Annotated in this window: 28 protein-coding genes; 10 read left to right on the top strand and 18 right to left on the bottom strand. The window is 57.4% G+C overall.

Annotated elements, in window-relative coordinates; genetic code table 11:
- Positions 1-30: 30 nt before the first annotated feature.
- Genes alkB through QMK52_RS21635 form a run of 3 tightly spaced genes read right to left on the bottom strand, consistent with a single transcriptional unit; the run spans position 31 to position 1,195 of the window.
- Entirely contained in the window at positions 31-696 is a 666-nt protein-coding gene (gene alkB / locus QMK52_RS21645; protein ID WP_005788193.1) for a DNA oxidative demethylase AlkB, read from the bottom strand.
- Positions 697-699: 3 nt separating this feature from the next.
- Entirely contained in the window at positions 700-867 is a 168-nt protein-coding gene (locus QMK52_RS21640) for a hypothetical protein (RefSeq protein ID WP_005788194.1), read from the bottom strand.
- A gap of 25 nt (positions 868-892) precedes the next feature.
- Positions 893-1,195 (bottom strand): DUF1883 domain-containing protein, encoded by a 303-nt coding sequence (locus QMK52_RS21635; protein WP_003173824.1) that lies wholly within the window; start codon positions 1,193-1,195, stop codon positions 893-895.
- Between the two features lie 213 nt (positions 1,196-1,408).
- Here QMK52_RS21635 and QMK52_RS21630 point away from each other — a divergent pair, with 213 nt between their 5' ends.
- Both QMK52_RS21630 and QMK52_RS21625 read left to right on the top strand, forming a co-directional pair.
- Positions 1,409-1,759 (top strand): hypothetical protein, encoded by a 351-nt coding sequence (locus tag QMK52_RS21630; RefSeq protein ID WP_005788197.1) that lies wholly within the window; start codon positions 1,409-1,411, stop codon positions 1,757-1,759.
- 164 nt (positions 1,760-1,923) lie between these two features.
- Positions 1,924-2,154: a hypothetical protein gene (locus QMK52_RS21625; protein WP_005788199.1), complete on the top strand. Its 231-nt coding sequence runs from the start codon at positions 1,924-1,926 to the stop codon at positions 2,152-2,154.
- A gap of 9 nt (positions 2,155-2,163) precedes the next feature.
- Here the strand turns inward: QMK52_RS21625 and QMK52_RS21620 are convergent, their stop codons facing one another.
- From QMK52_RS21620 to QMK52_RS21570, 11 genes are all read right to left on the bottom strand, one after another.
- Positions 2,164-2,445: a hypothetical protein gene (locus QMK52_RS21620; protein ID WP_005788201.1), complete on the bottom strand. Its 282-nt coding sequence runs from the start codon at positions 2,443-2,445 to the stop codon at positions 2,164-2,166.
- 145 nt (positions 2,446-2,590) lie between these two features.
- Positions 2,591-3,562: a fimbrial protein gene (locus QMK52_RS21615; protein ID WP_005788202.1), complete on the bottom strand. Its 972-nt coding sequence runs from the start codon at positions 3,560-3,562 to the stop codon at positions 2,591-2,593.
- Positions 3,563-3,662: 100 nt separating this feature from the next.
- Entirely contained in the window at positions 3,663-4,205 is a 543-nt protein-coding gene (locus QMK52_RS21610; protein WP_194438171.1) for a fimbrial protein, read from the bottom strand.
- An 11-nt stretch (positions 4,206-4,216) separates the two neighbouring features.
- The gene (locus QMK52_RS21605) at positions 4,217-4,696 is read right to left on the bottom strand and encodes a fimbrial protein (RefSeq protein ID WP_032803882.1); all 480 of its coding nucleotides are present in this window, start codon (positions 4,694-4,696) and stop codon (positions 4,217-4,219) included.
- Positions 4,697-4,725: 29 nt separating this feature from the next.
- Positions 4,726-5,217, bottom strand: a complete 492-nt coding sequence (locus QMK52_RS21600) for a fimbrial protein (RefSeq protein WP_032803532.1) — start codon at positions 5,215-5,217, stop codon at positions 4,726-4,728.
- A gap of 10 nt (positions 5,218-5,227) precedes the next feature.
- Entirely contained in the window at positions 5,228-5,809 is a 582-nt protein-coding gene (locus QMK52_RS21595; protein WP_005788208.1) for a fimbrial protein, read from the bottom strand.
- Positions 5,810-5,827: 18 nt separating this feature from the next.
- Positions 5,828-6,589 (bottom strand): fimbria/pilus periplasmic chaperone, encoded by a 762-nt coding sequence (locus QMK52_RS21590; protein WP_005788210.1) that lies wholly within the window; start codon positions 6,587-6,589, stop codon positions 5,828-5,830.
- Positions 6,586-9,195, bottom strand: coding sequence for an outer membrane usher protein (locus QMK52_RS21585; protein WP_320403385.1), 2,610 nt, complete (start codon positions 9,193-9,195; stop codon positions 6,586-6,588). Before QMK52_RS21585 ends, QMK52_RS21590 begins: the two co-directional genes overlap by 4 nt.
- A 19-nt stretch (positions 9,196-9,214) precedes the next feature.
- Positions 9,215-9,775 carry a fimbrial protein gene (locus tag QMK52_RS21580; RefSeq protein WP_005788213.1) on the bottom strand — a complete coding sequence of 187 codons (561 nt, stop codon included), beginning with the start codon at positions 9,773-9,775 and terminating at the stop codon, positions 9,215-9,217.
- A gap of 51 nt (positions 9,776-9,826) precedes the next feature.
- Positions 9,827-10,348, bottom strand: coding sequence for a fimbrial protein (locus QMK52_RS21575; RefSeq protein WP_320403384.1), 522 nt, complete (start codon positions 10,346-10,348; stop codon positions 9,827-9,829).
- Positions 10,349-10,855: 507 nt separating this feature from the next.
- Positions 10,856-11,041: a hypothetical protein gene (locus tag QMK52_RS21570; RefSeq protein ID WP_005788216.1), complete on the bottom strand. Its 186-nt coding sequence runs from the start codon at positions 11,039-11,041 to the stop codon at positions 10,856-10,858.
- 302 nt (positions 11,042-11,343) lie between these two features.
- On the opposite strand from QMK52_RS21570, the gene galU reads away from it, so the two are divergent.
- Positions 11,344-12,183: a UTP--glucose-1-phosphate uridylyltransferase GalU gene (galU, locus tag QMK52_RS21565; protein ID WP_003173830.1), complete on the top strand. Its 840-nt coding sequence runs from the start codon at positions 11,344-11,346 to the stop codon at positions 12,181-12,183.
- A gap of 105 nt (positions 12,184-12,288) precedes the next feature.
- Entirely contained in the window at positions 12,289-13,647 is a 1,359-nt protein-coding gene (gene gorA, locus QMK52_RS21560; protein WP_005788220.1) for a glutathione-disulfide reductase, read from the top strand.
- Here the strand turns inward: gorA and QMK52_RS21555 are convergent, their stop codons facing one another.
- Complete coding sequence (locus QMK52_RS21555) at positions 13,648-14,655, bottom strand: DNA-binding protein (protein WP_005788222.1); 1,008 nt, start codon at positions 14,653-14,655, stop codon at positions 13,648-13,650. It abuts the gene before it with no gap.
- Between the two features lie 169 nt (positions 14,656-14,824).
- Between QMK52_RS21555 and QMK52_RS21550 the strand changes: the two genes are divergently transcribed.
- From QMK52_RS21550 to ahpF, 3 genes are all read left to right on the top strand, one after another.
- A complete protein-coding gene (locus QMK52_RS21550; protein ID WP_005788224.1) occupies positions 14,825-15,757 on the top strand; it encodes a site-specific integrase in 933 nt (310 codons plus the stop codon).
- A gap of 133 nt (positions 15,758-15,890) precedes the next feature.
- Complete coding sequence (gene ahpC / locus QMK52_RS21545) at positions 15,891-16,454, top strand: alkyl hydroperoxide reductase subunit C (protein ID WP_005788226.1); 564 nt, start codon at positions 15,891-15,893, stop codon at positions 16,452-16,454.
- A 130-nt stretch (positions 16,455-16,584) separates the two neighbouring features.
- Positions 16,585-18,150 carry an alkyl hydroperoxide reductase subunit F gene (gene ahpF / locus QMK52_RS21540; protein ID WP_320403383.1) on the top strand — a complete coding sequence of 522 codons (1,566 nt, stop codon included), beginning with the start codon at positions 16,585-16,587 and terminating at the stop codon, positions 18,148-18,150.
- Positions 18,151-18,233: 83 nt separating this feature from the next.
- Here the strand turns inward: ahpF and gloA are convergent, their stop codons facing one another.
- Entirely contained in the window at positions 18,234-18,755 is a 522-nt protein-coding gene (gloA, locus tag QMK52_RS21535; protein WP_005788230.1) for a lactoylglutathione lyase, read from the bottom strand.
- Positions 18,756-18,932: 177 nt separating this feature from the next.
- On the opposite strand from gloA, the gene QMK52_RS21530 reads away from it, so the two are divergent.
- Positions 18,933-19,469 carry a DUF4946 domain-containing protein gene (locus tag QMK52_RS21530; RefSeq protein WP_005788232.1) on the top strand — a complete coding sequence of 179 codons (537 nt, stop codon included), beginning with the start codon at positions 18,933-18,935 and terminating at the stop codon, positions 19,467-19,469.
- A gap of 111 nt (positions 19,470-19,580) precedes the next feature.
- On the opposite strand, the gene QMK52_RS21525 is transcribed toward QMK52_RS21530, so the two are convergent.
- Positions 19,581-19,946 carry a histone-like nucleoid-structuring protein, MvaT/MvaU family gene (locus QMK52_RS21525; protein ID WP_005788234.1) on the bottom strand — a complete coding sequence of 122 codons (366 nt, stop codon included), beginning with the start codon at positions 19,944-19,946 and terminating at the stop codon, positions 19,581-19,583.
- Positions 19,947-20,120: 174 nt separating this feature from the next.
- Positions 20,121-21,662, bottom strand: a complete 1,542-nt coding sequence (locus tag QMK52_RS21520; protein ID WP_320403382.1) for an EAL domain-containing protein — start codon at positions 21,660-21,662, stop codon at positions 20,121-20,123.
- 426 nt (positions 21,663-22,088) lie between these two features.
- On the opposite strand from QMK52_RS21520, the gene hppD reads away from it, so the two are divergent.
- Positions 22,089-23,165 carry a 4-hydroxyphenylpyruvate dioxygenase gene (hppD, locus tag QMK52_RS21515; protein WP_320403381.1) on the top strand — a complete coding sequence of 359 codons (1,077 nt, stop codon included), beginning with the start codon at positions 22,089-22,091 and terminating at the stop codon, positions 23,163-23,165.
- A 164-nt stretch (positions 23,166-23,329) separates the two neighbouring features.
- Positions 23,330-24,559 carry a dermonecrotic toxin domain-containing protein gene (locus QMK52_RS21510; RefSeq protein ID WP_320403380.1) on the top strand — a complete coding sequence of 410 codons (1,230 nt, stop codon included), beginning with the start codon at positions 23,330-23,332 and terminating at the stop codon, positions 24,557-24,559.
- Position 24,560 lies beyond the last annotated feature (1 nt).

Below are 24,560 nucleotides of genomic sequence, written 5' to 3'. Positions count from 1 at the left end.
ACCGGTAAAACTCCGAAGCTTGCGGTCAAATTAGCCGGCGGTGCGAAAGGTCAGGTTGATGCGTTGCGCGCCCATGACCGGATGCTCGCCGGCCTTGATCGGCATCACCCCATGAAAGCGCAGGCGATCAACCCCGCCCCACACCACCACATCGCCATGGAACAGCGAGACTTTTTGCGTTTTGTCACTGCGCTCATGGCCGCCGAACAGGAAAATCGCCGGCAGGCCAAGGGACACCGAGACCACCGGCGCGCTGTAGCTGCGCTCGTTCTTGTCCTGGTGCAGGGACATCTTTGCCCCTGGCACGTAACGGTTGATCAGGCAGGCGTCAGGCAGAAAGTCGCGGAAGCCGGCCTCGGTTGCCGCCGCCATGGCCAGTTGGCGCAACGCATCCGGCATGGCCGGCCAGGGTTGCTGGTTGCGCGGGTCGAGTGGGCTGTAGCGGTAGCCGCGGGTATCGGTGGTCCAGCCCAGTGCGCCGCAACTGCTCAGCGCTGCCGACATGGTAAAGCCACCGGGCGTGACCATTTGCCGAAAGGGGGACTGGGCCAGCACGCGCCGCAACTCAGGTAGCAACCGCTCAATCCAGGGCAGGGCATAGCCCCTTAGAACGTAGGATTCTTCACCGATCTGCTCGCGCCCGGCAGGTTGTTGCAGGGCAGCATCGGCGAACAAATCGGCAGTAGGGCCCGGCATGACTTACAGCGCCTTGCTCACGGTGATGTCGGTAATTATGTCGCTGGCATCGTGAATTTTCGCCAGGGCTTGCTTGGCTTCTTCGACGCTGTTGGCGGTCAACTGGGCAAATTCGAAGCGGCGTTCGCCGTTGAGCTTGTACTTGATGACGTATTTGGTCGTATGGGTCACTGCTTTTTTCCTGTCAGTTGCTGGTTCAGCTCAGCTTGGTGCTGGTGCGACGAACGATGCGGATCTTGTGGGACAGCGCTGGCTTGCGGGTCACGCTGATGGCGCGACGGGTGACCACATCAAGGGTGATGTTCCAGAAGCCGGTGCTGGGTGCAGTGATCTTGGCCGGGAATTTATCGAATGCACCGCCGTGGTAGGTATGGCGTCCGCCATTTTTGAAGCTGCGAAAGTTCGCATCGCTCATCAAGCGGATGTTGCAGGTCTGTGAACATTCGATAACGACAATGTCTCCCTCGTTGAGGTGCTCACGCTGGTGAATGAATTTCATGCGGGTGTCTCCAGAAGGGCTTTTTCTGAAAAATCAGAACGATACGTAGGTTAAGATGGAGTTTATCAGCCCCAGCGCGTTTATTATCGGGCCGTCGTCGACGACTTCGACAATTAAAAACAGTTATTTACCGTGTTATCAGAGATAAATCCTACGTTGCTGGGAGAAATTTACCATCCCCGCTGTCGTAGGGTCTTTATCGGAGGTTTTAGTATGAAGTGGAGTGTGTTGGTGCTGGCCTTGGCAATCGCTGGGTGTGCTTCGGTTGCAGATATCAAGCAGACCCCGCCAACGTTGGTGGTCATCTCAGGGAAGAAACCGCAGGAATATGCGGCGTGTGTTGTGCGCAAACTGGAGGCGACCCGTCGGCCGCCGCAGATCGAACCCCATAAAGACGGTATCCAGGTCATCGTGCCGCAGAAGTTTTCGGCGGACCCTTCTGCGATCTTCGAAATCGAAGACCGCTCCAGTGGTAGCAGCATCAAGCTCTATGAAAGCATGTCCAACGTGCCGATCCGGCCGGGCGACGTGAAGAAAGCCGGGGAAGAGTGCATTTCCGGCTGAGGCCGAGGCTCATCCTGAGCTACGAACCCGATAAAAAGTCCAACACCGCGCAGGCGCGGTATGCATCCAGGGCAGGGCATCCGTTAAACTGCCGGGCATTCACTACAAAGATGCCGCTCCAATCCTGGGATTGAGCGGCATTTGTTCTTTCTGGAAAGCCTGTTATGAAACGAGAAATCGTCAAAGCCCGCCACGCCGAAGGTCAGATTGCAGCGACCCATGTCATCCAGAACCCCGCCGACTTGGGCGAGTGGATCGTGTTCTTCAAGAAAAGCGGCGGTCGCAGCTACTTCCTGGTAGACGATCAGGATGAGGTCGAGTCATTCCCGCGGCTGGATGACCTGATTGAAATATTGCGTGGCCTTGGGATCAAGTTCGCCGAAGTGCATCTATAGCGCAACGGCTTACTTGCACACGACCACCACACTGCGACCTTTAAAGTTGCCCACGTCCTGGCCCAGGGTCTTGTCGCTTTCCTTGAGGGCTGGGGTGCCATTGGTGCCGACGATGCGGTAACCGGTGCCGGCACAGGAGGCGTCGGCTTTCTCGTAGCAACTGGCCCATGAGTTGGCCTCGCCCGAGCAGTCGATGGTCAAGCCTTGCTCGCCATTTTTCAGCAGGGTGTCTGAAGTGGTGGTGCAACCGGCCAGTGCCAGTACTGCGGTCAGTGCCAGGATTTTGTTCATAGAAGTCATCATCGAGAAGAAGTGGAGGGCGCTGACACTGTCGTGGGGCGTTGGCGCGGATTATAGCGAACTGCCACCTGGTGCGCAGTCCCAGATACAAGATCTTCGACTGCTCACTCCAGAGTGCCTCAGCCTCGCACCTGTGTCATGGCACTCCCATCACGAGCACTCCGCTGCCGCTTGTGGCCCCGGGGGTGGGGAGGGATCCCGCGCGCCGAGCCAGGGAAAACGTCACGTCATCGCCGCCCACGCTGTTGGTAATCCGGGTCAGGAACGAGCCATTGACTGGCACTGCGGATCCGCCTCGTACAAGGGCAGTACCCACGTTCGGATTGGTCATCATCAGGAGCCGATTATCGAACGACGACGGTATCCCTTTGTAGGTAATGGTGATGGGCGTGGTAATGCCGCCATCCGGGCAGGAATAGGTGAGCCTGCGGTTGACGCGGATGGCGCTCGTGAGGGGGTCGCTGCCGATCGCCCGCTGATTGACGTCACCAAAGTTGATCTCGATCGGGTTGTTATTGTTGATGGTGCAGGTTGACGGTGAGATGGAGAAGTTGTTGGCAGCGGTATAAGTCAGTGCGAGCGCCGTACCGTAGGCGTTGTAATTGTTTGTCTGGTAGAGACGCAAGACCCCTAGGGTGTCTCCGATTCGAATGTCGATAGGGTTTGTCGGATTGTTGCGTATCAAAATATACGGGGTTACGTTGATCGGAACTCCCAGGCTGTTATTGGGCATTGTTGACACACGAATACCATAGGGGACCGGGGTGTTCTGGAATGTCCCGTTTATCCGTAGGCCCGTACCCTGGTTGACGAACTTTGGCCCAGGCGTCCAGGGGGCACCGGCTTGTACACCGGTTGACCAGTAGTCCGTGAGATGAGGCGGGAAACCGGGGTAAGGCGTGAATCGGCATTCCAGGTTCGCCCCCTCAAGAAGAATGCGGGTGGCATCCGAGCCTAGGCGTACGTCTACCGGGACCTGCAAATTCAGGGTTCCGCCGATGTCTATTTGTATCCACGGCCCGCCGTTCACACGGCATTGAGCTGCTTTCACATTCATGGTGATACCAAGCAGTGCAAGAAACACAATGGCGCCATGTAGTCGTTTCATTTTGATCTCTCGTTGATTCTTTGTCCGAGCTCTACCCCGGCGAGCGTTCAGCCCGCCTGTCAACGCGAGCTCGGATAAAGTGGGGATTTGCCAGGCAGGTTTACGGATAGTCCAGCGTGAACGTGGACGTCACTGTGTAGGCACCATGTCCGATGGTCTGGTCCTGGATAGCCCGTGGCTCGCCCTGCACATAGGCCTTGAGCTCGATCACATTATTGCCATCGCTCAACACCTGCCTGTCGCTGACGGTATTAAGTGGCAGGGGGTTGTTAGCCGGCGTCTCCAGGCCCACCGCAATGCCGGAGGCGCCGCTGCCGCCATCGAGCGCGAGCAATCCGGGGAGCTCGGGGTTTTCCCTGCCGCCGAACGTGATCGTGACTGTGTTGCCAACCGTGGTGTCGCAGTCCTCCAGGTGCAGCTTGAAAACCTTTCCGAGTGAGCGGGTGTTGAGGTAGAGGTACTTGCTGGTCAGGTCCCAGAGTTCCAGGGTAATGGCTTCGTCGCCGGGACGAATCGTGCAGGCTTCTTCAACCAGATTGCCTCTGAAACTCAGGTTGTCCGCTGCGTTACCTTCGGCGATCAAGCCCAGGCTCAGTACCAGCGCGGCACAGGCCCAGACCGGGTGGATGCGTTTATATCCCATGGACTCAACTCCTACTGGTATTCGGCCAACAACGTGGCCACCGCGGTAAACCGGGCGGGTGTCAGGGTTGCGCCAGGTTGTTTGACCGGAACCACTTCCAATACCGGTGGCGACGACAGGCTGATTTCCAGCGGGGAGTTCAGGACAAATGGCTGGTTGTTCTGGAAAACCCGGATACCCAGTGCCGGTACGCTGGTCTGTACCGCCGAACTGTCAAACGTTGTCGCGGTACCGTTGACGCTCAACTTAAGCTCCCAAGGCAGCGTGTCGGTGCCACAGTTGATGGTGTAGCCGACGCTCTGGCGGTATTTCACTCCATCGACGCGCTTTACGCCGACATCGCCAAAATCCACTTCAATGGTATTGCCGGCGTCGATGGTGCAGGGCGGGGGCTCGTTCAGTGTTCCGCTGAAGGTCAGGTTGGCCGATACGCCGCTGCAAAGGCTGATGGCGCACAAGGCGAGCAATGCTTTCTGCGGCCAAAAGGTCATGGATCGTTTCTCTTCATGGGTAATCGACTTCATTGGTAATCCACCACCAGAGTGGCGGTCGCATCGAAGGCCCCGCCTGTCAACGTACTGCCGACGCGCTTGACCGGTACCGCCTGAACCACCGGTAAATTGGGATAGGTAAAGTTCACCGCCGTGTTCAAAGGCCAGTCAGTGCCATTGACGAACAGCTTCACCCCAAGGTCTGGCTTGCGGGTCACGAGCACACGACTGTCAAACGCAGCCCCGGTGCCCTTGAGTTCCAGTGTCAGCGCGTTGCTGTACGGCGCATTACAGGTAACGGTGTAGGGCACACCACGGCGGTAGTTGATTCCGTCGATCCTTGAGGTCAGCAGGTCATTGCCGAATGGCACATCAAGCGTACTGCCGCTGTTGATGACGCACGGCGGCGGCGCAATGATCACCGCACGGATGGTCAGGCTGGTCTCGGCCAAAACCGCCTCGCTGACGGCCCACATCAGGGCGCCTATAAACACGGCCCACGAGCCGTTTGACTTCGCCATTTTTCTGCCCTTACTCATAATTGAGCCTGAAATCCACCACGGCCCGGAATGCCCCGCTGGTCAACGGCGCGGAGGTGCGTGTGGGCCGAACGTTCCAGGTCTGGGTGGCGCCACCCAGGGGCAGGAACAAAGGTTCTCCCCGCTGCCCCAGGTTTACATCCCGGCCACGCACATCCGTTAATTGCAGGCCCATCCCGGTAATGCCTTGCACTTTGACCAGGCGTGGATCATCGGCATCGGCCGGAGCGAGGAACGCGACCGACAGCACCGGTTGAAAGGCACTCCACGTCAGATTGCCTGTGCGTTCACTGCGGATGCTGCCGGCGGTGCGGTGGCAATCGGTGAAGCGCAACTGGAATGCCACTGACCTTGCCTGATCGCCAGGACGACGCAGTTCGCTGGTGGAGACGTCGCCCAAGTCAATGGTTTGATGCACCGACGTCATCTCCAGGTTGCAGGGGGTTTCATGCATTGATCCGGAGATATTCAGTCGTCCGCTCATGCCTTCTATATCGTCTCCATCCTGGGCCTGCGCGCTCCCGACAAGGGCCAGTAGCAGGCCGCCCAAGACCTTCACATAGTGCGATTTCATGGCTGACTCCGGTCGGTATTACTGTGTGAGCGGGGCTGCTTGCAGGTTCACCTTGCACGTCTCGCCACTGCAGGTGAACGCCAGCAGCGGCCGCCCGCCGTAGTCATTCACGTAGGCCAGATAAGGCGATGTTCCGAGGGCCTTGGCGGTCGGGCCCAGGGTCAGCGAGCTTTTGGGTGGCACCATCAGCGGTTCGAAACCTGACACGGTCTTGCCATCCTTGGTGCTGCGTGCATCCACCAGGGTCACGAAATACGGCGTTGGGTTGTTCACCTGGTAATGTTCGCCCTGCCGTGAAAGGGTCAGCTTTTCCTGCCAGGGGTTGGACAGATCTTGCTGGGTCGGTGTGATGGCTTGCGGTCGATAGAACAATTTGATCCGGGTTTGCAGCGCGATTTGCAGCGTGTTGGCCTTGTCGCTGCGCGGCGGAATTTCCCGCAGGTTGAAGTAGTAGACCGTCTCCCGATCCTGCGGCAAGGATTTGGCCGCGGGCAGAGCCTGGACCTTTACCTGGCTTTGTTTGCCGGGCTCCACACGCTGCACCGGTGGCAGCACGATCAAGGGCGCGGTGATTTTCTGACCCTGTTCATCCTCAATCCATCCTTGGGCCAGGTACGGCAACTGCGTGTTGTTGTTGGTGATATTCACGCTGGTGGCGTCCTTGCCTCCGTCAAAGATCACGCGTGTACGGTCCAGGGCAATCGCGGCGTGGGCGCTTTGGCTCAGGCTGAAGGCCAGCAATGCGATGGACGAGAGGGTGAGGCGTGTATTGAGCATCATGAGGATGTGTTCTCCGTGGCGGTGTGCTGGCCGGTCAGCTCGGACGGCGCGGGCGAGGTTTGATCAGTGGCTACCATTCGGCAATCCAGTTGCAGGGCATGGGTCAAGCCATCAGCCGGCAAATCCAAAGGCAGCGTAAGAATGCAGCGCGAACTTTCTCCCCAGGTGACGAACATCTGCTCACCCGCCTGGATACCGCTGAGGTACACACTGCCGCCATCATTCACAATGCCGGTGTCCTGCTGCTTGGCGTTCTTAACCGTTGCGCCGAAGGGCGGTGTACTGCCATCCGGCAGGCGCAGTACCGCCATGGCTTTCTCACCGGAAATCACTTCCAGGGATCGGTAGCCGATGGCACCTTCGGTGAGCGTCACTTGCGTGACAGATTGTGTGGCTTCGACGTTTTTCGGCAGGCGCTCCAGATCCACGCTGGCCGCCGTACGCTGGTAGCTGCTCAAATCGGAAATCACTGCTTTACCAAAGGCGTTGCTGCGCGTCGGCGTGCCGTAACCGCGCACTGGCACATCGGCTACACCGCCGGTATCGACCATCAGACGCGTGCCGCCCATGCTGCTGGTTCGATGCAGTGCTGCGCCGTGGGGCGTGAGGGTGCCGCCACCGCGGGCCGACATGCTCAGGCTGGTGTTGCCCTGTTGACGGCTGGCGGCCAGCGTCAAGTCAGCCTGATCACCCATGTGGCTCAGGTAACCGCTGGCGGAATTGTCACTCGCACTGAGCTGGTAGCTGTTGCGTTCATCCAGGCGATCGCTGTAGCGCGTTGAAAAGCCGCTCTTGCCTGCAGTTCTATTTGCGTCCAGCGATAACGTGCCACTGCGTCCCAGCGGCAGGCTGACCGTCAGCGCCATGCCGTTATCCTTATAGTTGTAGTCCTGGGTGCGATAGACATTCAGGGACAGGCTCAGATTCTTGACCGTGCCGACATTGAAGTAGCGAGACACCGACAAGTTCCAACGCTGGCTGGACGGCCGCGACCAGTAAGTTTGTTTGTTGTAACCGGCGTACACCGTGGCACCCAGGTCGCGAAACTGTTTGTTGATCGTGGCGGTATACAGCGCCTTACTGCCCCCTATAGGTTTGAATTCGCCAGCGTATTGACCCAACTCGTCGTATTTTCCGCGCCCTGCGAGTTCGCCGTTCATTCCATAATGACGAGCATCCAGGTATTCGCTCATGCTTAAGAAGTTCTTATCGGAAAACCGATAACCTGCGAAGGTTACTTGGCTGTCGTATTGTTCGAAGTTCTTGGAGTATTGCAGGCGATAGGATTTACCCGAGAGGGTCTGATTCCACACGTTCGCATGGGACTGGGTCACATCCAGGGATAATGCTCCTAACACCAGCAAGTCACGACCTGCACCGACAGTGGCCGCATGGTAGTTGTTATCGGTAATGGCGCCGCCGAACAACGACCAGCCGTTGCTGATCCCCCAGGAGAATTCGCCGGTGCCGAAAAAGTCACCGTCAGCCCCGTATTGAAGATCGGAAGGCCGTCCGGTCGCGAGTTTGTAGCGGATTTGCCCGGGGCGCGTCAGGTAAGGAACACCGGCGGTGTTGAGCTTGAAGGTTTGCACCGAGCCGTCCTGCTCTTCCACACGCACATCCAGCGTACCCGTGACGGCGTCATTGAGGTCCTGAATGCGAAAGGGGCCGGCCGCCACCAGGGCTTCATACAGCACGCGGCCTTGCTGGCTGACGACGACCCTGGCGTTTGTCTTGGCAACCCCGACAACCTCCGGCGCATAGCCGCGCAAGTTCGGTGGCAGTTGGCTTTCGTCCGAATTCAGCGCGGCACCGGTAAAACGGAAGCTGTCGAACAGGTCCGAGTAAAGGTAGTTCTCGCCGACCACCAATCGGGCCTTCAGCGAAGGAATGGCACGGTAAGCGTAGTAGCGGCTCCACTCCAGCTTCTGCTCCCCGGCGGATCGGTCCCTCGCGCTGTCGACGCGTCCCTGCCAATCGGCACGCAGGCGCCAGGCCCCGGCATTGGCCCCCAGGGTTCCGTTACCGCTCAGGTGATTGCGTGTACTTTGGTTTTTCTGGGCGTTGGACTGTGCCGTCAGGTTGTAGTCAACCAGTAATCCTGGCACTCCCTCATCCCAGCGCGCGGGTGGATCCCAGTTGAGGGCGCTGTATTCAAGGTAGGCATGGGGCAGGTTGATGTTCAGCGTGGAGGTGGCCAGGTCAGCACTCACCTCTGTGCCTGGCAGGCCTTGGGTATCCAGGCACTCGCCGTTTTTCCACGCGATGAGTTTGGTAGCATCCGACGCCTTCAGCCCCAACAGTTCCACCAGGCCAGGGGACAAGCATGCCTGGCTGCCCTTGGGATCATGCTCGGGAGGGTAGAAAGCCACCGTTTGCTCGGAAACAGGCTGGCCATTGATCTGCACAAGCATCGTGTAGGTGCCGGGCAGAATGAAACCGCTACGGGCGAAGCGGGACAAATCAATATTGGTGCGATCATTCAAATCAAGCACGTCGGTATTGAATTCGATATCCCCGGCGCCCAACGCGGTTCCGGCCAGCGACATCAGCCCGCCTACCAGGCTGGGGCGAAGCGTATTTTTGATCTTCGACGTATTCAGCATGAAAGCAACCCATCAATGTTCAAAAGTATTCCAACCTGAACCGCACTGCGACCCGGTGAGCCCCCGGTGCCAGTGGCAGCCCGTTGCCGACCAGCCGAAGCGTGTAGTGCAGTGTCATGTCACCTTCAGCCAGGGGGTGCGGAGCCATGGGCTCGCCCGGCACACTCTCTTGGCCAGCCGAATCCCAGATATGAAAGGCAGCCCCCTGTGAGTCTCCAAAGGCGGCAAAGGAGCGGCCGTCCCTGTCGCGAGGGCCGTCGAAGGTCACCCGCAGATGCTCCCAATCAGGCAGCGTGGCCCCGGGCCGCGACGGGTCCGGGCGCGTCAAGGAGCAATTGACCAGGCGTAATTCGAAGGGGTGTGGCTCGCCCAATGCATTGCGCAATAGCCTGCCTATGGGCTCGGGTGTCATCTCGATGGACTGATCGGCACTGACCAGTTCCAGCCCGCATGCGGAGTCGACGATCACGCCACCCAGCGTGACAATGCCTTCGCCCTGAGCAGGTGGCTGGGCGAAACTCCAAGGACTGATGAACATCGTCAACGAGGAGGTGACTACGAGATTCAAGAATGTTTTCACCGGTATCTCCCACCCGTCCCCCCGTCACCCTCAGGTGGCGGGGGGAACAACTTACTGATAGGCCAAGGTGAAGTTGGTGACGGCGCTGAAATCACCGGGGACGATGTCGCCGGTAGCCGCGCCTTGAACGTAGGCGCCGAATTCCAGGGTGTTATCACCCGTGGAAATGGCTTGCGGGGTTGTCGCGACGCCCAGCTCAACGGGGTTGCCGCCGTGGGTCATCATGATGCCGATGAGGCCTGCACCACCGACGGTACCGATTGCACCTGGGACATCGTTTGAGGGGGCGGCAGTGAAGGTGGTGGTTACCGTGTTATCGGTAAGGTTCGTCAGGTCGCAGCCCTCCAGTTCGATTTTCACGCTTCGGGCTTCCGACTTGCCGCCGGCCTGCAATTGATGCTTTGCGATGGCGCCGAGGTTAACGGTCTGGTCGATGGATTCAGGCTTAATGGAGCAAGCACCCGAGTGGACCGATCCGAGGAAGGTGACTGTTCCATCTGCGGCATGAGCTCCTGAGATCGAGCCGGCGAACAGCCCAAGGGTAAACAGCGCAGTTTTAAACTTAGTTTTCATTTGCAGACGCCCACATAAAAATGTCATTGAAAAGTCCCGCCGCTATTGGGTCTGGGACTGACGGTTTCACCGCAAAAGTGGCGCCCGGTAAATCCCGATGTCGTCAGCCGAGTCGGCCTTCTGATAATCAGGTTTTCCAATTAATTGCATTGCAATCAGGCGGCACGTTTGAGGCGGAAATGATTGTGTGGCTTTGCACTGTTGAAGTAAGTCGGCGCATTCGTTTAGTGATGTAGCCGTAACGTGTAGTGATATATAGGAAGGATATGGCAATTTGCCAAAAGTTTTATTTTGACTGTAAGAGTTGGACTACATGCCGCCAAATGAGAATGCTTTAGTTGGGGTTTTGGATGTAAGAATGGGATTACGCGAATTGAAAAACAATAGTCGTTTACCAGGCGAAACAACTAAGTGTCGGGGGCGCAGAGGTCGCAGGGCGCCGACAAAAACAGACGTCCACAAAAAAGCCCCGTCGACCGGGGCTTTTTTGTGGCGGTGTGGCGAGGCTTACTTGTTTTTCGGACGCTTGCTCGACGCGTGGCCTGCTTCATCCACAAACACCTCGGCTACTGCAATGGCTTGGCTTTCGGTCGCGAATGCTCCAGCAACGCTGTCGCCGTGAAAATTGATCAAGTGCCAGCCGTCTGCACGCTGGGTGATCAGGTAGCCGTTTACACCTTTGGGTTCTGACATCTATTGGGAATCTCATGGTCTGGTACAAGGCGCCCATGATACCGCCAAAAGCCTGGGGTAGCGCGCACGTTGTTGCAGGTCCGTGCTGGCAGGCGAAAAGCGTGCTAAAACAATTGCAGATGTTATAAGCAGGGTGCGTTCTGCCTGACCGTTGATGAAGCCCTTTGCAGGATCAGCGGAACTTACTGCGCCATTTTTTCTCTATGATGACATCGCAACGCCAGCAGGAGCCATTGTAAGGTGACTGCGGCCTGATTAGACTGCGCCGAATTCCGTACGCACAGCCCTTTGTAAGGACTCATATGATCAAGAAATGCTTGTTCCCAGCAGCCGGTTACGGCACTCGCTTCTTGCCAGCGACCAAAGCCATGCCCAAAGAGATGCTGCCGGTGGTGAACAAGCCACTGATTCAGTACGGCGTGGAAGAAGCCCTGGATGCCGGCCTGAACGAGATCTCCATCGTTACCGGCCGCGGCAAACGCGCCCTGGAAGACCACTTCGACATCAGCTATGAGCTGGAAAACCAGATCAAAGGCACCGACAAGGAAAAATACCTGGTCGGTATTCGCAAACTGCTCGACGAGTGCTCGTTCTCCTACACCCGTCAGACTCAGATGAAAGGCCTCGGCCACGCTATCCTTACCGGTCGCCCGCTGATCGGTGACGAACCGTTTGCCGTGGTTCTGGCGGATGACCTGTGTGTGAACCTGGAAGGTGATGGTGTGCTGACCCAGATGGTCAAGCTCTACCAGAAATACCGCTGCACCATCGTTGCGGTGATGGAAGTCAACCCAACTGAAACCAACAAGTACGGTGTTATCGCCGGCGACGATATTGGCGATGGCTTGATCCGCGTGCGTGACATGGTCGAGAAGCCAGCGCCGGAAGATGCTCCGTCGAACCTGGCGATCATCGGTCGTTACATCCTCACCCCGGACATCTTCAAACTGATCGAAGAAACCGAGCCGGGCAAGGGTGGCGAAATCCAGATCACCGATGCGCTGTTGAAGCAAGCCAAAGACGGTTGCGTAATTGCCTACAAGTTCAAAGGGCAGCGTTTTGACTGCGGTGGCGCCGAAGGCTACATCGAAGCAACCAACTTCTGCTACGAGCACTTCTACAAGACTGGCAAGGCCTACTGATTTACACTTGCCGCACTGTTTCAAGAGAAAGCCACCTTCGGGTGGCTTTTTCGTTTTTCAGCCCCATGTAAGTCGGTATGCTGGTGTTCTGCCGAGGAGAGTGAAATGGCCTACGATTTTGATCTGTATGTAATTGGCGCCGGTTCCGGCGGTGTTCGTGCGGCGCGCTTTGCCGCAGGCTTCGGTGCCAAGGTGGCTGTTGCGGAAAGCCGCTATCTGGGCGGCACCTGTGTGAACGTCGGCTGCGTGCCGAAAAAGCTGTTGGTGTACGGCGCGCATTTTGCCGAAGACTTCGAGCAAGCCAGTGGCTTTGGTTGGTCATTGGGCGAAGCGAACTTTGACTGGGCAACCCTGATTGCCAACAAGGATCGCGAGATCAACCGTCTTAATGGCATCTATCGCAACCTGCTGGTCAACAGCGGGGTGACCCTGCATGAAGGTCATGCGCGTCTGGTAGATGCGCATCAGGTAGAGATCAACGGCGAGCGCTTTACTGCCAGGTACATCCTGATCGCTACCGGCGGCTGGCCGCAGATCCCGGAAATTCCAGGGCGTGAACACGCGATCGGTTCCAATGAGGCGTTCTTTCTTAAAGAGCTACCCAAGCGCGTACTGGTGGTGGGTGGTGGTTACATTGCAGTGGAATTCGCCGGAATTTTCCATGGTTTGGGTGCCAACACCACCTTGCTGTATCGTGGCGACCTGTTCTTGCGCGGCTTCGACGGTTCGGTGCGCACCCATCTGAAGGAAGAACTGACCAAGCGCGGGCTGGACCTGCAGTTCAATGCCGATATCGAGCGTATCGACAAGCAAGCCGATGGCAGCCTCAAGGCCACCTTGAAAGATGGCCGCGTGCTGGAAGCCGACTGTGTGTTCTATGCCACCGGCCGCCGCCCGATGCTGGACAACCTGGGGCTGGAAAATACCGGCGTGAAGTTGGACGAGCGCGGCTTCGTTGAGGTGGACGATCTTTACCAGACCGCCGAACCATCGATCCTGGCCATTGGCGATGTGATTGGTCGGGTGCAACTGACGCCGGTTGCCCTGGCTGAAGGCATGGCTGTGGCGCGGCGCCTGTTCAAGCCGGAGCAGTACCGTGCGGTGGATTACGCCAACATCGCAACGGCGGTGTTCAGCCTGCCGAATATCGGCACCGTCGGGCTGACGGAAGAAGACGCGCGCAAGCAAGGCCACAAGGTGCAGATCTTTGAAAGCCGTTTCCGGCCGATGAAGCTGACCTTGACCGACTGCCAGGAAAAGACCCTGATGAAACTGGTGGTCGATGCCGACACCGACAAGGTCTTGGGCTGCCATATGGTCGGTCCGGATGCAGGCGAAATCGTGCAGGGGCTGGCGATCGCGCTCAAGGCGGGCGCGACCAAACAGCATTTTGACGAGACCATCGGCGTGCACCCGACGGCGGCCGAAGAGTTCGTCACCATGCGCACGCCTGTGGCCGATTGATCAGGATGGTTGTGCTGTTTCTGGCGCCGTTGCAACGGCGGCGGCTAGGCGCAGCGCGTCGATGCTGGCCTGGGCCTTGATCAGGTCCAGTTCCAGTGCCTTGTTGCGCTGCTGATTTTCAAGTAGCGCCTCCTGGCGTGCCTGACTGTCCAGTGCTGCAACCCGCAGGCGCTCCTGAAGCAGGGCGCGCTCGCTGTCGATCTTGCTCAGATGCTCGTTGAGCTTGAGTTGTGCGGCCTGATCTTTGCGGCTCTGATCCTGCAATGCGTTCAGTTCCTTGGTGGTTACTCGCTGCTCAATCAGCAGGCGTTCATTATCGCGATGCAGTTGGGTGATTTCATCCTGGCGTACGAGTGCGCTTTGCTGAGCCTGACGCAATTCGGCTTGAATCTGCTGCAGCTGGCCTTCATGGCGACGCTGCTCTTGCTCGCGCTGTTCTTTTATCGCGTTGCGGTAATGCTCAAGCGCGTCGCGTGCGTGCAGGTGTTTCTCTTCCAGTGAGCGAATCTGCTCGTCTTTGTCGTTGATCCGCAACTCGTAATCACTGCACGCCTGGCTCAACCCGGCGTTACGGGTTTGCTCGGCTTGCAGGCTGGTGCTGGTGGTTTGCAGCGCAGCGCTTTCTTCCGCCAGGGCTGCGGCCTGGATATCAAATTGCTGCTTGAGCTGAGTGTGTGCCTCTTCAAGCGCCTCAACCTGGGCGAGCAGGGCGGTTTTCTGCTGTTCAAATTGCGCCAGCGCCAAGTCAATCGGCTCCTGAGCCTTCTCTTTCAAGCGCTGGGCCAGGCGTGCGACCAGCTCGCCGAGCTCGTCGTCAATCGGCGCCTCGGTAATGGTCAGCCGGGTTTCACTTTCGTCCAACTCTTTCAAATAGCGATGAATGGTGGTTTTCGAGCCGGTATTACCCATCTCGATCCGTACTGCGTCGATGCTGGGGTTTTCACCGCGGGCAAGGATTGCCAGGCGTGCCGTCTGAACTACTGCTTTGTTTATGCCGCCGCGAGCCATGGAGTCTCCGTCGATTTAGTACTGTGGTACATGGTATGTATATACGTACTATAACACGTATAAAAACTCGTTGAAATTCATGATTTAAGAGATGGGATATTGGCGTATTATCCCGTGTCATAACGGTTTTAACCGCCACTTCCCCTGACAGCAGTACGAAACGACACCCATGAGCGACCTGGATCGATATATCAACGCTGCGACCCGCGATAACACGCGCCGCAGCTACCGTGCGGCGATCGAGCACTTCGAAGTGAGTTGGGGAGGGTTCCTGCCGGCCACCAGCGACAGCGTGGCGCGTTATCTGGTGGCGCACGCCGGAGTGTTGGCGGTAAACACCTTGAAACTGCGGCTTTCGGCACTGGCGCAGTGGCACACCAGCCAGGGCTTTGCCGATCCGACGAAAGCGCCCGTGGTGCGCAAGGTGCTCAAGGGGATTCGTGCCGTGCATCCAGCGCGCGAGCGGCAGGCTGAGCCTTTGCAGCTACAGCATCTTGAGCAGGTCGTCACTTCACTGGCGCTTGAAGCAAGCCAGGCCCGCGAAAACCAGGACCCGCCCCGCTTGCTGCGCGCCAAGCGTGATACTGCGCTGATCCTGCTGGGCTTTTGGCGGGGGTTTCGCAGTGATGAGCTGTGCCGATTAAGTATTGAACACGTCCAGGCTGTGCCCGGCGCCGGGATCAGCCTGTACCTGCCGCGCAGCAAAGGCGATCGGGAAAACCTGGGCAAGACGTACCAGACGCCAGCGCTGCTGCGCCTGTGCCCGGTGCAAGCTTACAGCGACTGGCTCAGCGCCTCGGCGCTGGTTCGCGGCCCGGTCTTTCGCGGCATCGACCGGTGGGGCAACCTGGGCGAGGAGGGGCTGCATCCCAATAGTGTCATCCCATTATTGCGCCAAGCCCTGGAACGCGCAGGCATCCCCGCCGAGCAATACACCAGCCACTCCCTGCGGCGCGGCTTTGCCACCTGGGCCCATCGCAGTGGCTGGGACTTGAAGTCGCTGATGAATTACGTCGGGTGGAACGACATGAAATCCGCCATGCGCTATGTTGAAGCGACGCCATTTCTCGGCATGACCCTGGCGACCCAGCCGCTGATTTGAAATTTCTTCTATTAATACCGCCACTTGATAGAGAAAGCCAATCGTCAGCATCAGGTTTGCCAATGGGCCATCGACCGAAAGAGTCGGTAGGATTCATCTCATCAACTTCTTAACCCCTGACGGAGAGTCAACGATGCCTATCATCAACAGCCAAGTAAAACCGTTTAAAGCCACCGCTTTCAAAAACGGCAGCTTCCTGGATGTGACCGACGCTGACCTGAAAGGCAAGTGGTCGGTAGTGTTCTTCTACCCAGCCGACTTTACCTTCGTTTGCCCAACCGAACTGGAAGACCTGGCTGACAACTACGCCGAATTTCAGAAGCTGGGCGTCGAAATCTACAGCGTGTCCACCGACACCCATTTTGCCCACGCTGCCTGGCACAACACTTCGCCAGCCATCGGCAAAATCCAGTACACCATGATCGGTGACCCAACCCTGACCATCTCCCGCAACTTTGACGTGCTGATCGAAGAAGCTGGCCTGGCTGATCGCGGTACTTTCGTGATCAACCCGGAAGGTCAGATCAAGATCGTCGAACTGAACGACGGTGGTGTTGGCCGTGATGCTTCCGAGCTGCTGCGCAAGATCAAGGCTGCTCAATACGTCGCTGCCCACCCAGGCGAAGTGTGCCCAGCCAAGTGGAAAGAAGGCGAGGCTACCTTGGCTCCGTCCCTGGACCTGGTCGGCAAGATCTAAGTCTGTGAAGACGTATCAAGGGCGGGAATCCGCACCTCAGTAAGCTGCATCCGCCCTCGAAACGCCCGGGCGAGATTCGCTCGGGCGTTTTTTTGTCTGCAATAAACCGAATGAACAGGAAATCGCCCGTATGTTGGACGCCAATCTTAAAGCTCAGTTGAAGTCATACCTGGAACGGGTCACCCAGCCGATCGAGATCGTCGCCTCCCTCGACGACGGCGCGAAATCCCAGGAAATGCTCGCTCTTTTGCAGGACGTTGTCAGCCTGACGACGTTGATTACCTTGAAAACCGATGGTGATGATGCGCGCAGGCCATCGTTCTCCATCAACCGCCCGGGTGCCGATATCAACCTGCGTTTCGCCGGCATCCCCATGGGCCATGAATTCACTTCGCTGGTGCTGGCTCTGTTGCAAGTCGGTGGCCACCCGTCGAAGGCCAGTGTCGAAGTGATTGAACAGATCCGCGCCCTTAAAGGCGAGTTCAGCTTCGAGACATACTTCTCGCTGTCGTGCCAGAACTGCCCGGACGTGGTCCAGGCCCTGAACCTGATGGCGGTGCTGAACCCCAATATCCGTCACGTGGCCATCGACGGCGCGCTGTTCCAGGCCGAAGTCGACGAGCGCCAGGTCATGGCGGTGCCCAGTGTCTACTTGAATGGGGTGAACTTCGGCCAGGGCCGCATGGGCCTGGAAGAAATTCTTGCCAAGCTCGACACTAGCGGTCTCGAAAAAGCCGCCGAGAAAATCAGTGCCAAAGAGGCGTTCGATGTATTGGTTGTCGGCGGCGGCCCAGCCGGTTCCTCGGCGGCCATCTACGCAGCCCGTAAAGGTATCCGTACCGGTGTAGCGGCTGAACGTTTTGGTGGCCAGGTGCTGGACACCATGTCCATCGAGAACTTTATCTCGGTACAGGAAACCGAAGGGCCGAAACTGGCCAGTGCGTTGGAAGCGCATGTGCGTCAGTACGACGTGGACATCATGAACCTGCAACGCGCCAGCAGCCTGGTGCCGGCGAAAAATGCCGGTGAGTTGCATGAGATTCGCTTCGAAAGCGGTGCGACCCTCAAGTCCAAGACCGTTATCCTGGCCACTGGCGCCCGCTGGAGAGAGATGGGTGTGCCGGGCGAGCAGGAATACAAGGCCAAGGGCGTGTGCTTCTGCCCGCACTGCGATGGGCCGCTGTTCAAGGGCAAGCGCGTTGCGGTGATCGGCGGCGGTAACTCCGGTGTGGAAGCGGCTATTGATCTGGCCGGGATCGTCAACCATGTCACGCTGCTTGAGTTTGACAGCAAGTTGCGCGCCGATGCGGTGCTGCAACGCAAGCTTTACAGCTTGCCGAACGTGGATGTGATTACCAGCGCGCTGACCAGCGAAGTCAAAGGCGATGGCCAGAAAGTCACCGGCCTTGCCTACAAGGATCGCGACAGTGGTGAGTTCAAGACTATCGACCTGGAAGGTATCTTCGTGCAGATCGGTTTGTTGCCCAACACCGACTGGCTCAAAGGCACGGTGGAGTTGACGCCTCGCGGCGAGATCATCGTGGATGCCCGTGGCGAGACTTCACTGCCGGGTGTATTTGCGGCCGGTGACGTCACTACCGTGCCCTACAAGCAGATCGTCATTGCGGTGGGCGAGGGTGCCAAGGCCTCCCTGAGTGCATTCGATCACTTGATTCGCACATCAGCCCCGGCATAAGTGACACGCGAAAAACCAAAAAAGCCCCATGAGCAATCATGGGGCTTTTTTATTCCTGCGTACTGCGCGAGACGCGCCGCGTGTTACATCGGCGCCGGCTGGATGATCTCGACCCAGTAACCATCCGGGTCCTTGATGAAGGCCAGGCTCTTCATGCGGCCATCCGTCAGGCGCTTCTGGAAATCGCAGCCCAGCGCTTCGAAACGCTCGCACGCAGCGACGATATCCGGTACCGAAATACAGATATGGCCAAAGCCACGCGGGTCGGTATTGCCGTTGTGATAGGCAAAGTCGGCGTCGTTTTCGGTACCGTGGTTATGGGTCAGCTCAAGGATGCCCGGAATCGATTTCATCCACTGGGTGCGCTCGGCGGCGTCGGCCGGGATTTGGGCCTTGTCCACCAGGGCGAGGAAATACAGGCTGAATTCGGCTTCCGGGAAGTCGCGCTTTTCAACCAGGGAGAAACCCAGCACGCGCGTGTAGAAGTCCAGCGATTTGGTGATGTCCTTGACCCGCAACATGGTGTGGTTAAACACAAAGTTTGCAGTGGCGGTGTCAGGCTGGGCAGTGACGCCCGGGAAGGTGTTCAGTTCGTGCAGGCTCATGGGCCCTCCAGAAAAATGGGGCAAAGCGGTCCCTTGGCGTGCGGCAAGCATCCGTGCTGCCGGCTCATGATACGCAAGGGCTACCTGTCGCGCCAAATGAAAAAACGCACGCGGCCCTTGCGAGCGGCGGGTCTGGGGCCGCAAACTTTGCGGCTTGAACCCTGGGCGTTTTTCATAATGATCGAGTTTCGTAAATCGCTGTTGAGTACGTTGTGCCTGATGCTGGGGAGTTCGTTCGTATTGGCGGCCGACCCGGAGATTCATTGGCCCAGCGGCTGGCAGGTCGAAGAAGTCATACCTGACGACGAAGTCCCCGCGAAGGCTCAAACAGTGTCTCGCCAGCGCGCGATCAAAAATGATGAAAACGGCGCAACCCTGATGGTCATGGAGTTGACCGGCACGCCAATTGAGCCCGGGCATAAAGTTAATCTTCCAAGCGTGTTACTGGAGATGCGCAAATCGATTCAGAAAGATTTCGCCCGGGGCGGTTATCAAAGCGTGTGCAGCAAGATGCATCCTACGACACTGAGTCGCCTTGAAGCGTTGGAGACTACTTGCGTGATAACCGAAAACGGACGGCACGTGTTGTCACAAACATTAGTCGGCGCGGTGGATACAGATAAGGCCTATGTATTTTCTTACGCGGGCCAGGCGCAAGCCTACGAGGCGAGCAAGGACGAAGTCAGTTCGGTGCGTAACAGCCTGAAACTTTGAATCGGCCCATTTTAGTGGTTTTGAACAAAATGAACGGCTGGTTAAGTTCGATTTCGAACCGTCAACTGCAAAAAAGCCCCGCATGTGCGGGGCTTTTTTAGTGTGGGGTGATTAGCCGCGCAGCCAGGAATCTACTGTGGCAGCGCCGTACTCTTCTTTCCACGCTTTCAGGCCGCGGTGGTTGCCGCCTTTGGTCTCGATCAGTTCACCGGTATGCGGGTTGTGGTAAACCTTGACGACCCGTGCACGGCGCTGCTTTGGCGCTGCGGCGATGGTTGCACCCGCCTTGCGCGGGGCTGGATCAAGAATGGCGATGATATCGCGCAGACTTTTGCCGTAGCTGTCCATCAGCTTTTTGAGCTTTTCTTCGAATTCGATTTCTTTCTTCAAGCCTGCGTCGTTCTTCAAGGATTCCAGCTGGGCCAGCTGCTCTTGAAGGGCTTTTTCTGCTGCGCGAAATTCGGCGAGTCTGGACAAAATCTGTACTCCAATAGTGTAGTGGCTGATATCAACTGCAGACAAAGCTATAAGCCAGGAACGTTAACACGACGTCAACGAAGAAGACCCTTCTGCGAGTTCTGCACAGGCAGAAAAATTGTAGTAGTTAATCCCTCTGGAGTAAATCATGTCTTCTGTCCAAATAACAATCTTTCATCGGCTGCCTAACGATTTAATGAACTCATCGCAGGGTAGCGGCTTGCCGAACAGGTAACCTTGTAAGAAATCCACACCTTGGGCGACGAGGTATTCACACTGTTCTGCTGTTTCCACGCCTTCGGCAACAATGCCAAGGTCAAGCTTGGCTGACAGTTCTATGATGCTGTCCAGAATATGCCGTGACAGTGCATCCACCCCAATCATGGCGACAAAGCTCTGATCAATCTTCAAGTAGTCGACATTGAAGTTGCGCAAGTAACCGAGGCTGGAATGGCCGGTGCCGAAGTCATCGATCGCGATCATCACCCCCAACTGATGCAGGGCGTCAAACAGGCTCCGGGTGGTCTCGGTGGGCTCGATCAGTTCGCGTTCGGTCAGCTCCAGTACCAGGGTGACCTGGCCGGGCGGGAAGGCCGCGAGAAACTCCTGGCAATCGTTCACCAGTTCAAGGTCCTGGCAATGCCGCGCGGTAATGTTCACGCCAATATGAAAACCGGGGTTGAAGCGTTCGGCATGGGGCGCCAGTTGCGCGGCGGTCTGGCGCAGCAGGGCGCGGGTCATCGGCACGATGAGGCCGGAGTCTTCGGCCAGGGGAATAAACAAATCTGGCCGCACCAGGCCCTCTTTGGGATGTTTCCAGCGCATCAGCACTTCGCAACCGGCCCACTGACGCGTATCACCGCGCACCACGGGTTGGAAATACGGGATAAATTCGTTGGCGCTTAATGCACGTTGCAGTTCGTGGGTGGGTGCCGACGAGCGTTTTTGCAGCCAATGGGCGAGGATGCCAGCCAGCACACCAAAGAACGCCACCAGGCTGAACACCGCCGGATAGCGGGCCTGCATATAACGCCAGGTTTCTCCGGCAGGCATCCCGGCCTCGACGCTGTAGTGATAGCGCGCGGATGCAAGGTGATGATGGGCTACGGCAAACACGGGCACTGCGTCGTTATGCACTTTGCCGTCGGCATCCAGCCAATTGGGCCCGACTTGCAAGATCAGGTGGGCGTAACGACTGATCAGGCGCAAGGCATTGGTGAGGTGGTAGCTGTCGATCGAGGCAAACGCGCCTCGCTCACCCTCCACCAGGCGGTAAACCAGTAACGCAGTATCTGGCGTGACAGGGTTGCCATTCATCAACCACAACCGGCCATCTACATAGTCGTCCGGGTTGACCGGCGATTGGTAGTCGCCGCCAAACAGTGAGCTGCAATAAATGTTTTTCTGCCAGGACAACGTGGTGGCGCGTACGAACGGCCGGCGCGTGACTTGTTCGCGCAGCGCCAGTTTCGCCGCGTTATCGCACGGCTTACCTGCCAATGGCAGCAAATCCCGGGCGGCGAGGGCGGTATTGTCGAGCATCAAATCAAACTGGCGCACTGCTTCCTGAGCTGTTTGTGTGGTGCTTTGTTCAAGTGTGCGTTCAGCTTGCCAGTAAAGAATCGCGACCCCCAGCAGAATCGGGAGCAGTCCACAGGTTGCGCTGATGACGTAACGTGTGGCTCGGCCTCGTGGGCCTTTGGAGGTCAGGGGCATAGGGACAGTCAGTCGCTGAAAAAAGAAGGGTATGTGCCGATGATAGATGGCATTGCCCAAGTACGCTCGCTACCGATTGTTGATTCTGGGCTGAGGGCCTATTCACGCGTGTCCCGGGTGCTCAACCAGCCGGCGCGCTTGCTACAAATCTCTTGCACGAAACAGGGCAATGGGGATTTGATAAGAGTACGGACAAATCTGTTTACGCTGTGTAGAATCGGTTTACGCATACAAGAATATGGACTTGCGCTCACGCAAGCCTCGGCCGTCAGAGACTGATGACACCATGAAGCTACTCGGCTCCCCCCTCATCTTTGGTGACTTCCTCGCCCGCAGCGTGCGGGGTCTTTCCTGTGCGCCACCCTCGAACCTCATCCTTGCTCGCAACTGATCAATTGCTACCTACAAGAATGATGAGGCATCGAAATGACCGACCAATATGAAAACCCAATGGGCCTGATGGGCTTTGAATTTATCGAATTCGCATCGCCGACGCCTGGCACACTGGAGCCGATCTTCGAGATCATGGGCTTCACCAAGGTGGCGACCCACCGCTCCAAGGACGTGCACCTGTATCGCCAGGGCGAGATCAACCTGATCCTCAACAGCGAACCCGGCAGTCTCGCCGCCTACTTCGCGGCCGAACATGGGCCGTCGGTGTGCGGCATGGCATTCCGCGTCAAGGACTCGCAAAAAGCCTACAACCGGGCCCTGGAACTGGGCGCCCAGCCGATTCATATTGAAACCGGGCCGATGGAGCTGAACCTGCCGGCGATCAAGGGCATCGGCGGTTCGCCGCTGTACCTGATCGACCGCTTCGGCGAAGGCAACTCGATCTATGACATCGATTTCGTCTATCTCGAAGGCGTTGACCGCAACCCGGTAGGCGCGGGTCTCAAGGTCATCGATCACCTGACCCATAACGTCTATCGCGGACGCATGATCTACTGGGCCAACTTCTACGAAAAACTGTTCAACTTCCGCGAAGCGCGCTATTTCGACATCAAGGGCGAATACACCGGCCTGACCTCCAAGGCCATGAGCGCACCGGATGGCAAGATCCGCATCCCGTTGAACGAAGAATCGTCCAAGGGCGCCGGGCAGATCGAAGAGTTCCTGATGCAGTTCAACGGCGAGGGCATCCAGCACGTGGCGTTCCTCACCGACGACCTGGTCAAAACCTGGGACGCGTTGAAGAAGATCGGCATGCGTTTTATGACCGCACCGCCAGACACTTACTACGAAATGCTGGAAGGCCGCCTGCCGAACCACGGCGAGCCGGTGGACCAGTTGCAATCGCGCGGCATCCTGCTGGATGGCTCCTCGGTTGCAGGCGATAAGCGCCTGCTGCTGCAGATCTTCTCGGAAACCCTGATGGGGCCGGTGTTCTTCGAATTCATCCAGCGCAAGGGCGACGATGGATTTGGCGAAGGCAATTTCAAGGCGCTGTTCGAGTCGATTGAGCGCGACCAGGTGCGTCGCGGCGTACTGACTGCCGAGTAATTCAATGGATAACGAAAAAGCCCGGTTTTTACCGGGTTTTTTTGTGTCGGTTATATCGGGTTGCAATTGCCGGGCGGTGGAATAGGAACAGATGTTTTTTCAAGTATCACACAGAGGCGAGGAGCGCAGAGAAACCTGCGCTTCTATTCCGAAGAGGTCCGCTTATGAATGTGAATTCTCCTACCCATCAACGCCCGATCGAGCCCAGCCTACCAGCGGAACAGGCCGCGCCAGTTCGTAATGTGCGTTCATCCGATGATGCAGACCCGGTCAATCAGGCGCGTAAGAAGTTTCTGGATGATGGTGAAACCGAGTTCCTGGGCGACACCCTCAGCGCCGAGGGTTATCAGTTGGTGAAGGCTGTGGTCTCACCCAACAAACCGGGTGCGCCTGGGGTGCAGGTCTCGACATTCGCGGTTGATGGCGCTCAGTCCAATGACATGATGGTGATCAAGCGGGTGCCGCCTACCGAAGATGGGCCTAATTTCGTGCTGTATATGCCGGAAGATGACGTAACCTCGTTTCATGAGTTCAAGAATGCAGAGGAAATGACGGCCTGGCTCAAGGACGTAGCCAATGACCTGACTGAGCGAAAGCGATTTACCCAGCATTTTTCCAATCCTGAAGCACCCAAGCAACAGGAACGGGTCAACAAGCAGTTCGGCGAGTTCGCGGCTGGTGATATTAATGCGGTCGTGGGTAGTTTCGGCCATGAGCGGGGGGATATTTTCGAGCGGTTGAACAAAGACGCTTCGGTCCCACCCGCTCAGGTCGACGAGCTGGTGCGAACGCAGCTCTATAAACTGGAACCAGATGGCAAGGCGTTTTATGTCGGGTATCGGCCAGATGGTGAGGCCATCGTCTATAGCTACGACGCTTATGGAAACTTGCAAGGCGGCGGCCAAAAAAAGGACGCCAAGGCGAGGAGATTTTATTTCGTCCAAAACGGGTTGAACCAAAACCAACCGCTTGAACCCATGACCTTCAATGAGTTCCGCAAGAAAATAACCAGTGTCTCCCTGAACAACGTGCGCGCTAATGACCTAATGGGTCTTTACGACGAGTTCCTGAAGCAACTCCGAAGTCCTGGGCATGGCCTGGCTACCGCGTTGAAAGCGCTGAGTGTTCCTGACAACGTGGCGAATTCCATCGAAACCATCCTGAAAGACCCCATCAAAGGAACACTGCTTGAATTGAATCACGATAATCGTATCGGCAAGCTGTTTGGTGTTGATAAGGCAGAGATGGATGCCAACTTGGAAAGGGTGGGCAGTCAAATCCAGAGCAACATCCCCCATTACGGTAAGTGGAGGGAAAGGCTGGAGAGCACAGCCGACGTTATTGAACAAAGCGTAGGTACGCCTGAATTACCGACGACCGAAGTCAGGACCTGAC

Origin of the sequence: Pseudomonas sp. P9_2, assembly GCF_034008255.1 — a bacterium.
GTDB classification, from domain to species: domain Bacteria; phylum Pseudomonadota; class Gammaproteobacteria; order Pseudomonadales; family Pseudomonadaceae; genus Aquipseudomonas; species Aquipseudomonas synxantha_A.
Note: the sequence above shows the minus strand (reverse complement) of the source record. Positions and strands in the feature narration are given on the sequence as shown.

Coding starts and splice junctions, on each gene's coding strand:
- QMK52_RS21605 (WP_032803882.1), bottom strand. CDS start 4,696: ATGACCTTTTGGCCGCAGAAAGCATTGCTCGCCTTGTGCGCCATCAGC.
- galU (WP_003173830.1), top strand. CDS start 11,344: ATGATCAAGAAATGCTTGTTCCCAGCAGCCGGTTACGGCACTCGCTTC.
- QMK52_RS21570 (WP_005788216.1), bottom strand. CDS start 11,041: ATGTCAGAACCCAAAGGTGTAAACGGCTACCTGATCACCCAGCGTGCA.
- QMK52_RS21585 (WP_320403385.1), bottom strand. CDS start 9,195: ATGCTGAATACGTCGAAGATCAAAAATACGCTTCGCCCCAGCCTGGTA.
- QMK52_RS21555 (WP_005788222.1), bottom strand. CDS start 14,655: ATGGCTCGCGGCGGCATAAACAAAGCAGTAGTTCAGACGGCACGCCTG.
- QMK52_RS21530 (WP_005788232.1), top strand. CDS start 18,933: ATGATCGAGTTTCGTAAATCGCTGTTGAGTACGTTGTGCCTGATGCTG.
- alkB (WP_005788193.1), bottom strand. CDS start 696: ATGCCGGGCCCTACTGCCGATTTGTTCGCCGATGCTGCCCTGCAACAA.
- QMK52_RS21550 (WP_005788224.1), top strand. CDS start 14,825: ATGAGCGACCTGGATCGATATATCAACGCTGCGACCCGCGATAACACG.
- QMK52_RS21635 (WP_003173824.1), bottom strand. CDS start 1,195: ATGAAATTCATTCACCAGCGTGAGCACCTCAACGAGGGAGACATTGTC.
- QMK52_RS21595 (WP_005788208.1), bottom strand. CDS start 5,809: ATGAAATCGCACTATGTGAAGGTCTTGGGCGGCCTGCTACTGGCCCTT.
- QMK52_RS21625 (WP_005788199.1), top strand. CDS start 1,924: ATGAAACGAGAAATCGTCAAAGCCCGCCACGCCGAAGGTCAGATTGCA.
- QMK52_RS21610 (WP_194438171.1), bottom strand. CDS start 4,205: ATGGGATATAAACGCATCCACCCGGTCTGGGCCTGTGCCGCGCTGGTA.
- ahpF (WP_320403383.1), top strand. CDS start 16,585: ATGTTGGACGCCAATCTTAAAGCTCAGTTGAAGTCATACCTGGAACGG.
- QMK52_RS21590 (WP_005788210.1), bottom strand. CDS start 6,589: ATGATGCTCAATACACGCCTCACCCTCTCGTCCATCGCATTGCTGGCC.
- gloA (WP_005788230.1), bottom strand. CDS start 18,755: ATGAGCCTGCACGAACTGAACACCTTCCCGGGCGTCACTGCCCAGCCT.
- hppD (WP_320403381.1), top strand. CDS start 22,089: ATGACCGACCAATATGAAAACCCAATGGGCCTGATGGGCTTTGAATTT.
- QMK52_RS21510 (WP_320403380.1), top strand. CDS start 23,330: ATGAATGTGAATTCTCCTACCCATCAACGCCCGATCGAGCCCAGCCTA.
- QMK52_RS21615 (WP_005788202.1), bottom strand. CDS start 3,562: ATGAAACGACTACATGGCGCCATTGTGTTTCTTGCACTGCTTGGTATC.
- ahpC (WP_005788226.1), top strand. CDS start 15,891: ATGCCTATCATCAACAGCCAAGTAAAACCGTTTAAAGCCACCGCTTTC.
- QMK52_RS21630 (WP_005788197.1), top strand. CDS start 1,409: ATGAAGTGGAGTGTGTTGGTGCTGGCCTTGGCAATCGCTGGGTGTGCT.
- QMK52_RS21575 (WP_320403384.1), bottom strand. CDS start 10,348: ATGAAAACTAAGTTTAAAACTGCGCTGTTTACCCTTGGGCTGTTCGCC.
- QMK52_RS21520 (WP_320403382.1), bottom strand. CDS start 21,662: ATGCCCCTGACCTCCAAAGGCCCACGAGGCCGAGCCACACGTTACGTC.
- QMK52_RS21620 (WP_005788201.1), bottom strand. CDS start 2,445: ATGAACAAAATCCTGGCACTGACCGCAGTACTGGCACTGGCCGGTTGC.
- QMK52_RS21600 (WP_032803532.1), bottom strand. CDS start 5,217: ATGGCGAAGTCAAACGGCTCGTGGGCCGTGTTTATAGGCGCCCTGATG.
- gorA (WP_005788220.1), top strand. CDS start 12,289: ATGGCCTACGATTTTGATCTGTATGTAATTGGCGCCGGTTCCGGCGGT.